Raw genomic sequence first — 12,520 nt, forward strand, 5'->3', positions numbered from 1 at the left:
CATAAAAAAAGAGTGAACAACTCTCTCTTTAGAGAATGCCAACACTCTTTTATCACTATACTAACTCATTAAAATCCCAAACATCTGTCCAACCTTCATAAAATTCGGGTTCGTGACATACCATGAGGACACTACCTTTAAAGGCCTGAAGGGCACGCTTCAATTCATCCTTAGCGTCAACATCCAAGTGGTTGGTCGGTTCGTCCAGAACAAGGACATTATTTTCACGATTCATAAGGAGACAGAAACGAACCTTAGCCTGTTCTCCACCTGAAAGCACCTGAATTTGACTTTCAATATGCTTAGAGGTTAATCCGCATTTGGCTAGAGCTGCACGAACCTCAGCTTGATTTAGAGCTGGGAAAGCGTCCCAAACCGCTTCAAGAGGTGTCTGACGTGAGCCTTCTGCTTCTTGTTCAAAATAACCTAGATCAATAAAATCACCTGTTTCAACTTCTCCTTCGAGTGGTTGAATAATACCAAGCAGGCTCTTAAGCAAAGTGGTCTTACCGATACCATTGGCACCGACAATAGCTACTTTTTGATTACGTTCGAAGGTAAGATTCAAAGGAGCCTTGGTCAAAGGGCGGTCGTAACCAATAACGAGGTCTTTGGTTTGAAAAATAAAGCGTCCAGGCGTACGACTTTCCTTGAAATGGAATTCAGGTTTTGGCTTCTCAGCCTGCAACTCGATAATTTCCATCTTATCCAATTTCTTCTGACGAGACATGGCCATATTTCGAGTAGCAACACGTGCCTTGTTTCGGTTAACGAAATCTTGAAGGTCTGCAATTTCCTTTTGCTGACGTTCATAGGCAGCTTCTAATTGAGCTTTCTTCATAGCATAGACAGATTGGAAATTGTCATAATCACCTGCATAGCGAACCAAGTCTTGATTTTCAACATGATAGACAATGTTAATCACATCGTTTAGGAACGGAATATCGTGCGAAATGAGGACAAAGGCATTTTCATACTCTTGAAGATAGCGTTTAAGCCAAGCAATGTGTTCAGCATCCAAATAGTTGGTTGGCTCATCGAGAAGCAAGATATCTGGTTTTTCAAGCAATAACTTAGCCAAGAGAATCTTGGTACGTTGACCACCTGAAAGGTCCGTGACATCTGTATCCATACCAAAATCCATGACACCTAGTGCACGCGCAACCTCATCAATCTTAGCATCTAGTGTATAGAAATCACGCGTTTCCAAACGATCCTGAAGCTCACCGACTTCTTCCATCAGAGCATCAACATCGGCCCCTTCATCAGCCATAGACATATAAATCTCGTTGATACGTTCTTCAGTTTTAAAGAGTTCATCAAAAGCCGTACGAAGGACATCACGAACAGTCATCCCCTTTTCAAGAACAGCATGCTGATCCAAGTAACCCGCTGTAACGTACTTAGACCACTCTACCTTACCTTCATCTGGCTGCAATTTTCCAGTAACGATAGACATGAAGGTTGACTTTCCTTCACCGTTAGCACCGACAAGACCGATATGCTCACCTTTGAGCAAACGGAATGAGACATTTTCAAAAATAGCACGGTCACCAAATCCGTGACTAAGATTTTTGACTTCTAAAATAGACATAGCATATCTGGGCTGAACCTGCCTTCAGCCCTTTCCTTTCTTGACATTAACTTTACTATTTTACCATTTTTTAGTGAAAATTTGGACCTCTGCTTCTGGAAAATTAAAAAGAAAAAGCAGGACTAACCTGCTAAATCTTTAGTTTCTCTGTAAAATACGTTTGAAGACAGGATATAGGAGAGGGACCGCAATGATCGTCACTACTGATGTTCCAAAGGTCCCACCAATTTTAGTAAGTGCCAATACCATAGCTGCATTGAGTGGTAAAGCCGCAACAACACTATTAATAATCGTATACTTAACAAAATTTAAAATAATTTTGGTCACTGCCGCTATGACTCCAATGATTATGATGTTAGCCATTTTGTCATTTGATTTTAAAAACTTTTTAAAAACAAGATAGAGAACATAACAAACAATCAAAGATTCTAAAATAGTAATCCAGACCTCGGCAGCATAACCATTGAAAATATCAAATAGCCCTAACCCTACTGTTGCGACTAGCGCACCTTTTCTGGCTCCGAAAATCAAAACAGCAATCACAACTAGGGCATTTCCCAGATGGACAAATTGAGCTCCAAAAGGAATACGAATAAACTGTACACTCACAATAATTAAAGCTGCATACAAACTTAATTCAACTAATTCACGTGTTTTATCATTTTTCATTTTTCTCCTCCAATAGGGCATTAAAACCACTGAATAAATAACCGATATGAGGCTCATAGCAAAGACCATATTTTAAAGGACGACCATCAGACAGTGTTGACGAAAGAACCCTATCCATAACATCCAAGGCCAAATCACAAACCTTTAGTAAATCAAGATTATAAAAGTAACCTGCTGATAAGATTGCCGTTAGCAAATCGCCGCTTCCATAAAAATGATAGCGATAACGTTTTTGCATGCGATAAATCGTTCGATTAGTCTCTTTATCAAAATAAGCCAGCCCAATTTTATCTGTCTTAAATGAGATACCTGTCAAAATAACTTTTCGAGGTCCAAGCTTGCTCAACTCTCTCAGAAGCTTTTCAATAGTGGCCTCATCATAGGAACCTTCTTCAAGATATGGAGTATCCGTCAACAAGGCAGCTTCTGTCAGATTGGGAATGATGACATCTGCCTGTTGACAGAAATCCTTCATGGCTTCTACATAGTTTCTATCAAATCCTTGATAGAGACGACCATTGTCACCCATAATAGGGTCAACAAATAGAGCTATCTGTTTATCGCGAGCCAATTGACCTACACGTTTTAATGCTTCTTCTGACTTAAAATAACCACTCACAAGGCCATCTACTATAAAATCCAAGTGCTCCCACTGCTTACAAAATCCCTTTAGATCATCCGTTAGATTCCGTACATAGATATTTTCAAACTCACCTGTATGCGAAGATAAAAGGACTGTTGGTAGGGGAAGGACTTCAGTTTGACAAGCTGACATGATAGGGAGGCTACTAGTTAAAGCAACCTTACCTAGACCAACCAGGTCATTGGCAACAATTACTTTGGTCATCTATTTTCCTTCCCAGGTCTTTTTAAACTGTTTAACAAAACCTGTGTGGAAATAAATGTAGTAGGCCACTCCTAAACCAAGAATAGCAGCTACAATGTCAAAAGGAATCTTCATAATAGCATAGGCAGGAGTTCCATAGATAAAGGCTCTTCCTAGGCCATATCCGACTAAGTCAATAATAGCCCCAATCAAGAGACCTAAAGCTGCCCTAGACTTACTCAATTTTCCTAAGCGTCCTCCAACAATGAGTGCAATAGCAAGAACTTGAAGGCTGTGTGTTACTAGAGTTACCCACATAGGAAGAGGATAAAAAAGAAAATCTCCAATAAAGGAACCTACTCCGGCAATAATAACTGCTTCTGTAGGTGGGAAAATTAAACCAACTAGGAAAATAATAATCCCGTTAAAATAGAAATGACCTCCTGGCACAGGAATAGATAAGAGACTCGAGCTCAAAATAATGACAAGTGCCATGAAAAATGCGGAAATGGTTAAACGTTTTGCTGACATACCTAAAACTCCTTAGTCAATAAATATAGTATAAGTTTATGAAAATTCTGACGATTAAACAAGATAGTATTTTCATTACTGTATGGGTACAGATTTAAGACAATAAAAAACACCACACATTCATGTGGTGATAAAACTTATTGAGCTTTTTTATCAAAGTATTTGACAGGTGCCTTTTCAAGATTTTGTAGTGAAAGCTTGGCAGTCGCATTTGCCTCAGTACCGTAATCAGAGAAATCAATGCTTAGATCATGATCAAAATCAGCAACGGCATAGTCAACAACGATTTCTTTAACTTCCTTAGGAGCAATCTTGGTCTTATTTGCAATCTTATCTCGGTCATCATCTTTAGAAAAGACCAATGTAGCAACCTTCAATTCTTCCTTCTCTTGTTTCACATCAAGGACCACCTTCATCAAAAGAGTGTAGGCATTCATTGTCTCTTTACTTGAGTTGCTAAGTTTATAGTGAACACGAACAGCTTTTTGACCTTCTGGTGATTCGATTTTAGTTGCAGAAAGAACTTGTACACTAGCATCTTGTCCTGTAAATAGCATTTTGTTTTTATCGTAGGTCCAAGTAGGCTCTTTCTCTGGTGTGCAAGCTGACAAACCGATAATGGTTAAGCATGCAAGAGCCAGAAGTCCTAAGATTTTCTTAAAAGTCATTCTTACAATCTCCTTAAACTTGTTTGGGATGGAAATTTAGTATTTCCTAATAACCTTTTTATTATGTCAAAATCTAATAATCTTGTCAAATGTCTCCAGACATCTTGCTCTCAGAGGACAAGTAGGGTACAATAAGGAAAAATCTGTAAGGGGTCAGTTATGAGTATTTATCAAGATATTGTCGAGACCATCATCAAAGATATCCAAAATGGGACTTTGAAAAAAGGGAGTAAGCTCCCCTCTATTCGTCAACTAAGCCAGACTTATGCCTGTAGTAAGGACACAGCCCAAAGAGCACTCTTGGAACTAAAGTATCAAAACTATATTTACGCCGTACCCAAAAGTGGCTATTACGTCCTCGAAGGTCGCAATGAAGTCGATAATAAGGTTCTTCTTAACCTTAACGACTACAATCAATTGGCCTACGAGGATTTTAAGCTGTGTTTAGATGAAAGTTTGGCGGGTCATCAAGACTATCTCTTCAACTATTATCATGAACAAGCCGGACTCAAAGATTTGCTTGAAGCCTTAAAGAGTCGATTAATAGCTGACGATATTTATGTCAATTCGGATCAGATTGTCATAACCTCAGGAAGCCAACAGGCCCTCTACATCCTTTCACAGATGGATTTTGGTAATGGTGGCTACAAAATTCTCTTAGAACAACCTACCTATCATCGCATGAACCAGCTCGTCAACCGTCAAAATCTAGCTTACGAAACGATTAACCGTGGTTTTGATGGTTTAGATTTTGACCGCTTGGAAGAGTACTTTAAATCTGGACAGATTAAGTTCTTCTATACCATCAGTCGTTACTCCAATCCTCTTGGATTAAGCTATTCTGCCAGTGAAAAAGAAAAGCTGGCCCAACTTGCCAATCAGTATAATGTTTATATCGTTGAGGATGACTATATGGGAGACTTTAGCGATAGTAAAAATCTCCCGATTCACTACTATGACACCCAAAATCAGACCATCTACATCAAATCCTTTTCCATGGCTCTTTTTCCAGGTTTACGTCTAGGTAGCCTTGTCTTACCTCCTAATCTTAAGCCTACCTTTTTGAGCCACAAGGGACTTATTGACTATGATACCAATCTCATCATGCAAAAAGCACTTTCCGTTTATCTCGAAAATGGCATGTTCCAAAAAAACATTAAAAAACTTGGTGACCTCTTCCAACAAAACATGAGTAAAAGTCAAGCCATCATTGACAAATCTAAGGTTAGCATTCCTTTTCAGATTTCCCCTAGGCATGTGACCTGGCAACTTCCTAAAGAGTTTTCACTAGAAAAATTCAAAGCCCACAAACAGATTCGCTTTTTAGAATCCTCATTTATTAGACCAACTTCTGAAACTTATCTGCAGATAGGTCATGGACAGGAACTGGAATCCTTTATAAAACTTTTAAAAAAGACAAAGTAACAATCAGACACAAAAAAAGCCATCGCTTGATGGCTTTTCTTATTTAGTCTGCTCAAAGCGTAGGTGGACAATGACCTTGTCACCATAACCGTTACGCTCCAAATCTCGTTGCAAACGGTATGAAATATAATGCTCAGCAATATTGATAAAGCCTGCTTCCATGAGACGATTTTCAACCAATGACTGAATCATGTTAATGGTTGGGCGTTCCACCTGAGCATCTTGAAGATCAAGCACTACTTTTTTCGTCACTTGAGCAAGGTTTTGGCGCCAAGTATCATCAAGAACATACACAGTCTGTGCTGCTTTTAAGATGGCTTGGTAAATTTTATCAGGATCAAATTCAGCAACTTGACCATTACGTTTAATAATTTGCATGGCTACCCTCTTTTCATGGCTTTTTCTTTTATTATGCAGAGAATTTACATATTTGTCAAGTGCAAATCCCTGAAAGAGCTATCCAGACTGCTTATTCCCAGAATTTAGAAATGTAAACTGGTTTGCCATGTTTATCAAAGGAAAGGGTTGCTGTGTAGGACTCTGACTTATGATGGCGCATATAATTAGCGATTCTCTTGTCACCGTTTATCAGGTGAATGTCATAAGTCTGCCCGTCAGAGCTTACAAAGTGAGCATTAATCCTAGCACTACTCGTTTTTGTCCCAACATGACTAATATCTATTTTTTCCACTTGACCATCAATGGTTTTAGCTATAGGACCTCTATAGTCTTTGTAAATAGTGACGGTAGCCAAAACATCTTCAACTAAAACATAGGTCATTCCGAAAACGAACAGATAAACTATTGGGATGACAATGAAAGATAATTTACTTTTACGGAACGTTTCTTTATGCCAAGCCCAAATATCCTGAGGTGACATGGTTAAAAATTTTTTAAAATATTGATGAACGAGTAACCTGTAGACTAATAATACAAATATTACTTGCCCCAAGGGATAAGCAAAACTGGGTAAACCATCAATCAGAACATTGACTTTATCAGATTCAAAAGTGTAATGTCCTAATACCCCATCAAAAAACTCTAAAAACAAATTAACTCCTTTTTGTAATATAGTCTAGTCACTTAAAAATCCATCTTCTCAGATGGATTTTTTAACTATTAACGTACTTCTGCTTCGACTTTCTCAGTAAGAGCTTTGGTGATTTTTTCCATGTATTTAGCAACTTCTTCGTCTGTGAGGTTGTCATTTGGATTTTGGAAGGTAAGGCTATAAGCCATTGATTTCATTCCAGCACCAAGTTTTTCACCTGCGTAAACATCGAAGAGTTTAACGGCAACCAAGCGTTTCACTCCTGCAGAGTAGATAGCATCAAGAACTTCTTGATGAGTGATTTCTACCTTGAGAAGAAGGGCGATATCACGTGATACTGCAGGGAATTTTGTGATTTCAACAAATGGTTGAGCCGGTTGCAAGGCTGCTTCTACAGCACTAAGGTTAATTTCAGCCACATAAGTTTCTGGAATACCGTAGTTTTTAGCAGTTTGTGGGTGAACTTGACCAAGGAATCCAATCGTTTGACCATCCAGGACAATAGCAGCTGTACGACCTGGGTGCATACTTGCTAGGTCTTTTGTCGGTACATAGTCAACTGAAACTTCAAGTTTATCAAAGAGAGCTTCAACAATCCCTTTAGCATAGAAGAAATCAACTGGTGTTGCTTTAGTTTGGAAATCTTTTTCAGCTACAAGACCAGAAATAGCGAAGGCAAAGGTATTGATTTCATTTGGCAATTCCTCTTTTGGATTACCATTTTGTTCAAAGACCTTACCGATTTCGTAAATAGCAACGTTACTATTCTTACGGTTAACATTGTAAGCAACAGTATCAAGCATGCCAGAAACCATATTCTGACGAAGAGCTGAACGGTCAACAGTCATTGGCCACATCAACTCAGTCAAATTACTTGGTGTCGCAGCAAATTCAACGGCTTTTTCAGGTGTTGTCAAAGCATATGAGATGATTTCAGTCAATCCAGCACCTTCAGCAATGCTACGAACCTTACGGCGAAGTGCTTGTGTTTCAGTCAATTCACCTGCTGTTCCTGCTGCTTCTGGAAGTGTCGTAGGCAATTTTTCATAGCCGTAGATACGTGCAATTTCCTCAACCAGGTCTGCTTGGATACTGATATCCCAACGACGACGTGGTACAGATACTGTGAATTTATCGGCATCACCTGTCAATCCAAAACCAAGTTTCGCAAAGACATCTTCAATATCTGCAAAAGTCAATTCTGTACCAAGGCGAACATTCACATAATCAAGACTTGTAGAAACTTGAACTGGCTCTGTATCAACTGATCCCGCTTGAACACGGCCTGCAAGCACCGTTCCATTTGCCAATTCTTGCAACATTGCTGCAGCAAAATCAAGCGCTTCAAGGACAGTATCGTTATTGATACCTTTTTCAAAACGTGATGATGATTCTGAACGAAGGTTGAGACGACTACTTGTCTTACGAATTGATTTACCATCAAATACAGCAGCTTCGAGAACAACATTTTTAGAATTGTTGTCAATTTCAGTTGATGCGCCACCCATAACACCTGCTAGGGCAACTGGTTTGTCAGCAACTGTAATAACAATATCTTCAGTAGTCAATTCACGTTCTTCACCATCGAGAGTCACCAATTTTTCCCCCTCACGGGCATCACGGGCAACGATTCGTGAATCTTCAAATTTGTCCAAATCAAAGGCGTGCATTGGTTGTCCAAAGTAAAGAAGAACATAGTTTGTCACATCTACCACATTGTTGATTGGACGGATACCAGCATTCATAAGAAGGTTTTGTAACCATTGTGGACTTGGTTGAACAGTAACATTCTCAACCACACGGCTAGCATAAGTAGCCACTTTATCGCTTTCGATAGCTACTGAAATCTTATCAGAAGCTGGCTTGCTGTCTTCTGTGACTGTTTTTTCTGGGAAGTGAACAGATTTGCCATAGATTGCAGCGACTTCATGGGCCACACCACGCATAGAAAGAGCATCAGCACGGTTAGGTGTGATTGACAATTCGATGATTTCATCGTCAAGGTCGAGATATGGGAAAATGCTATCTCCAGGTACAGCATCTTCAGGCAAAATTTGGATTCCATCTGCAAATTCCTTAGGAATAATGCTATCTGGAAGTCCAAGTTCTGCCAAAGAACAGATCATACCGAGAGATTCCATGCCTCGAATCTTCCCTTTTTTAATTTTGTAATTGTCCGCAATGCGTGCACCAGGAATGGCAACAATGACCTTGATTCCAGCAGTGACATTTGGAGCTCCACAAACAATTTGACGTGGACCTTCAGCATCTCCTGTATCTACTTGACACAAGTGCAAGTGTGTTTCAGGCACATCTTCACATGACAAGACATGACCAACAACCAATTTAGACAAGCCTTCAGCAGGTGTTTCAACACCTTCCACTTCAATACCTGTCGTCGACATTTTTTCAGCGAGTTCAGCAGTGGTAACATCCACATCAACCAACTCTTTTAACCATTTATAACTAACTAGCATAATTATGATATTAAGACCGTGTCCTTGCAGAGCAAGGACCAAAGTGACAAGATTTTAGGAAGTCGCCTGAAATCCTAATTTCAGTAGCGACTTATCTAAATCTCGAACTTTGAGGTCGTATTCAAATCCTTTCTGTAAAATTATCAGTTCAACTGATAAATGAGAGAAGAATCTAAACCTCTACTTAGGGCGGGTTCAAATCCTTTCTGTAATTTAGGAATATGTATAGCTGATATAAGAGGAAGACGAACTGACACGTTTAATCGCCTTATAAACTCCTCTCTATCAACTTAATAATCGGTTTATAGTTTTAATTTAAGCAACCAGTCACAGTCTACTTTACCGTCACCAACCGGAAAATTGTGTTCTGCAAATTTTTCAAAGCCATATTTATCGTAAAAAATCTGTGCTTTGAAATTTCTTTCCCAAACACCCAACCAGGCCCAATCACAACCTAGATCACGGGCTTCCTGCAATGCAAATTCAAAGAGTTGCTTACCCAAACCCATGCCTTGGAAGGCCTGACTGATATAAATTCGTTGAATTTCAAATGCATTGTCCAAATGCTGCTCTGTTTGAGCAGAACCAACATTGGTCTTTAGAAAACCTGCCTTTTCACCATCAACGAGAATGAAAAAGTATCGCGATTCTTCATGAGTGATTTCATCTAAGAGAACTTCTTCAGAAAGTGCGGAGTCGAAGTAACCTTGCAACTGGACCTCGGTATTATCATGAGCAAAAGTCTCTCTAAAGGTATCTTCGGAAATAACTTTTAATTCTGCTACTTCTTCCGGAAGAACCTTACGAATAACTACTGACATGACAACCTCCTAAATCTTATTTAAACTGTTCTGAGAAACGAACATCCCCTTGATAGAAACCACGGATGTCGTTGATACCATAGCGAAGCATGGCAATACGTTCTTGACCAAGACCAAAGGCGAAACCTGAATATTCTTCAGAATCAACACCTGACATCTCAAGCACTTGTGGGTGAACCATACCAGCACCAAGGATCTCAATCCAACCTGTCTTTTTACATACGTTACATCCTTTACCTCCACACTTGAAGCATGACACGTCAACTTCAACTGAAGGTTCAGTGAATGGGAAGTAAGAAGGACGCAAACGGATTTGACGTTCTGCACCAAACATTTTTTGAATAATCATCTCAAGCGTTCCCTTAAGATCACCCATTGAGATGTTTTTACCAACGACCAAACCTTCGATTTGGTGGAACTGGTGGCTGTGAGTCGCATCATCGGTATCACGACGGAAAACACGTCCTGGTGAGATCATCTTAAGAGGACCCTTAGAAAAATCGTGTTTATCAAGTGTACGAGCTTGAACAGGACTTGTGTGAGTACGAAGCAAAATTTCTTCCGTAATATAGAAAGTATCTTGCATGTCACGCGCTGGATGGTCCTTAGGCAAGTTCATACGTTCAAAGTTATAGTAATCTGTTTCAACTTCAAAACCATCAACGATTTGGAAGCCCATCCCCAAGAAAATGTCTTCGATTTCCTCAGCTGTTTGGCTAAGAATATGACGGTTACCGAGTTTGACTTGGCGTCCTGGAAGAGTTACGTCAAGACTTTCAGAGTCAAGCTGTGCTTGAATCTTAGCTGCTTCAACAATTTTAGCAGCTTCATCAAAAGCTTCAGTCAAAACGTCACGAACTTCGTTGACCATTTTACCAACTTTAGGGCGTTCTTCATTAGGAAGGTCTTTAAGACCCTTCAAAAGATCCGTCAAAGAACCTTTTTTACCTAAAACTGCAACACGCAATTCTTGTAATTCTTTAGAGTGTTCACCACGCATTTCAGCCAATTTAGCCTGCGTTGAGGTTTTCAACTCTTGCAATTGTGTTTGTAAATCCATGAGATTCCTTTCTGATGTAACAATTTCGAATCGCAAACAAAAACCACATGCCAAAACTCCAACCCGGAGCGTTGACACGCGGTACCATCCGTTTTTTATCTGGTTAACCAGACCTTGATTCGCCAGCCGTCTTCATGAGTGAATTCGCCAAACTTCCCTTGAGGAGGCTTCCAGTCCATGGCCCCCAATCCCTGTCAATTTCCATAAGGTTACTAGTCTCTACGACTTCTATTCAATTACCATTTATTTTACCAAAAAAGCAAAAAGCTTTCAAGAGCTGACAAAGAATCCTTTAGTTAATACCAAATTAAAATTATGTCTAAGATAATTGACATATCTATAGGAACTTGCTACAATTATGTCAGATAAAGTTGACATAATTAATAAATTGCGACTTACAGCAACACATTAGCTTGTCTTTCAGAAGGAGGCCCATTATGAATCATGTCAGGGAATTTAGAAAAAATATGGGGCTTTCGCAACTAGAACTCGCAAAGTCTATTGGTGTTTCCCGACAGACCATTAATATGATCGAAAACAACAAATATAATCCAACACTGGAGCTCTGTCTTAATCTAGCAAAAGTTTTAAATACAGACCTGAACAGTCTCTTTTGGGATGGAAATGGCGAATAAAGATAAAAGATAGAAAGAGGTAAATCATGGTTAAAGAAACCTTCACTGACAAACTAATCAAACGTTTTTACGGTATTACTGGTCCTTTAGATGAACAAAAGCGCCAACAGGTTGATCGAATGGGTAACATAGCTTTCATAGTTCTTTTCTTTACCTTACTTTGTGGTAATTGTATTGCCTTTCTTATAGGCTTTAAGTATCCCGAACTTGTAGCTCGTATTTATCCTATCCTCCTCTTGATTATCATTCTGTTAGTTAGCAGCATCCTTACTTATAAGTTAAAGATAAGTGCTGTTAATGCTTTTGACGAGGAAGAACTGACTGAGAAAGAGAAAAAACAACTTAAGCACGTGGGGCTTAAGTCAGGTTTATACTTTGGGATTAGCATGTTCTTAGGCATGCCCCTAGTTCACTTCTTAGTTGACAATAAAGACTATTTGACAGAATTATTCTCAATCCATAATATGCTATCAGGCATTTTTGAAGCTATCCTTTTTGGGGCTATCATGCAGGGCTTGGTCAATGCTGGTATCAAACAAGCCAAATCTCAAGCTGAAAAAGATGACCAATAAACTAAAACAGACAAAGAAAAAATCCAGGTTTCCCAGCCTGGATTTTTTGCTCGAAAGAAGACTTCTTAGACTTGTATATGCGAAGCCTAAATGTGTCCAGAAAATCGTATCTTAGCACATACACTATAACTAACTTCAAAAAACACCATATCCCCATATGACATTTCCTTAAATATTGTAACATGTCAGTG

At 39.2% G+C, this 12,520-nt stretch carries 13 protein-coding genes; 3 read left to right on the plus strand and 10 right to left on the minus strand.

Annotated elements, in window-relative coordinates; genetic code table 11:
- Positions 1-55: 55 nt before the first annotated feature.
- The 5 genes from ACWPVZ_RS08275 to ACWPVZ_RS08295 form a co-directional block, all read right to left on the minus strand.
- The gene (locus ACWPVZ_RS08275) at positions 56-1,594 is read right to left on the minus strand and encodes an ABC-F family ATP-binding cassette domain-containing protein (protein ID WP_003096870.1); all 1,539 of its coding nucleotides are present in this window, start codon (positions 1,592-1,594) and stop codon (positions 56-58) included.
- Between the two features lie 138 nt (positions 1,595-1,732).
- Entirely contained in the window at positions 1,733-2,263 is a 531-nt protein-coding gene (locus tag ACWPVZ_RS08280; RefSeq protein ID WP_454381796.1) for an ECF transporter S component, read from the minus strand.
- Positions 2,253-3,110, minus strand: a complete 858-nt coding sequence (locus ACWPVZ_RS08285) for a pyridoxamine kinase (protein ID WP_002891180.1) — start codon at positions 3,108-3,110, stop codon at positions 2,253-2,255. Before ACWPVZ_RS08285 ends, ACWPVZ_RS08280 begins: the two co-directional genes overlap by 11 nt.
- Entirely contained in the window at positions 3,111-3,620 is a 510-nt protein-coding gene (locus ACWPVZ_RS08290) for an ECF transporter S component (RefSeq protein ID WP_002891181.1), read from the minus strand.
- A 137-nt stretch (positions 3,621-3,757) separates the two neighbouring features.
- The gene (locus ACWPVZ_RS08295) at positions 3,758-4,288 is read right to left on the minus strand and encodes a DUF5067 domain-containing protein (protein WP_002891182.1); all 531 of its coding nucleotides are present in this window, start codon (positions 4,286-4,288) and stop codon (positions 3,758-3,760) included.
- Positions 4,289-4,447: 159 nt separating this feature from the next.
- Between ACWPVZ_RS08295 and ACWPVZ_RS08300 the strand changes: the two genes are divergently transcribed.
- Positions 4,448-5,713, plus strand: coding sequence for an aminotransferase-like domain-containing protein (locus tag ACWPVZ_RS08300; protein WP_002891183.1), 1,266 nt, complete (start codon positions 4,448-4,450; stop codon positions 5,711-5,713).
- Between the two features lie 39 nt (positions 5,714-5,752).
- Here ACWPVZ_RS08300 and ACWPVZ_RS08305 read toward each other — a convergent pair whose 3' ends face one another.
- The 5 genes from ACWPVZ_RS08305 to pheS all read right to left on the minus strand — a co-directional run bounded on the left by ACWPVZ_RS08305 (position 5,753) and on the right by pheS (position 11,122).
- Positions 5,753-6,091 (minus strand): ATP cone domain-containing protein, encoded by a 339-nt coding sequence (locus ACWPVZ_RS08305; RefSeq protein WP_002891184.1) that lies wholly within the window; start codon positions 6,089-6,091, stop codon positions 5,753-5,755.
- Between the two features lie 91 nt (positions 6,092-6,182).
- Positions 6,183-6,764 (minus strand): hypothetical protein, encoded by a 582-nt coding sequence (locus ACWPVZ_RS08310; RefSeq protein ID WP_368404237.1) that lies wholly within the window; start codon positions 6,762-6,764, stop codon positions 6,183-6,185.
- Between the two features lie 68 nt (positions 6,765-6,832).
- Positions 6,833-9,247, minus strand: a complete 2,415-nt coding sequence (pheT, locus tag ACWPVZ_RS08315) for a phenylalanine--tRNA ligase subunit beta (RefSeq protein WP_454381926.1) — start codon at positions 9,245-9,247, stop codon at positions 6,833-6,835.
- A gap of 296 nt (positions 9,248-9,543) precedes the next feature.
- On the minus strand, positions 9,544-10,062 hold the full coding sequence (locus ACWPVZ_RS08320) for a GNAT family N-acetyltransferase (RefSeq protein ID WP_104021074.1): 519 nt from the start codon (positions 10,060-10,062) through the stop codon (positions 9,544-9,546).
- 16 nt (positions 10,063-10,078) lie between these two features.
- Positions 10,079-11,122 carry a phenylalanine--tRNA ligase subunit alpha gene (gene pheS / locus ACWPVZ_RS08325; protein ID WP_014633009.1) on the minus strand — a complete coding sequence of 348 codons (1,044 nt, stop codon included), beginning with the start codon at positions 11,120-11,122 and terminating at the stop codon, positions 10,079-10,081.
- A 437-nt stretch (positions 11,123-11,559) separates the two neighbouring features.
- On the opposite strand from pheS, the gene ACWPVZ_RS08330 reads away from it, so the two are divergent.
- The gene (locus ACWPVZ_RS08330) at positions 11,560-11,757 is read left to right on the plus strand and encodes a helix-turn-helix transcriptional regulator (RefSeq protein WP_454381797.1); all 198 of its coding nucleotides are present in this window, start codon (positions 11,560-11,562) and stop codon (positions 11,755-11,757) included.
- 26 nt (positions 11,758-11,783) lie between these two features.
- Positions 11,784-12,329: a DUF3278 domain-containing protein gene (locus tag ACWPVZ_RS08335; RefSeq protein WP_454381798.1), complete on the plus strand. Its 546-nt coding sequence runs from the start codon at positions 11,784-11,786 to the stop codon at positions 12,327-12,329.
- The last annotated feature ends 191 nt before the right edge of the window (positions 12,330-12,520 follow it).

Source organism: Streptococcus sp. Marseille-Q6379 (assembly GCF_965119505.1).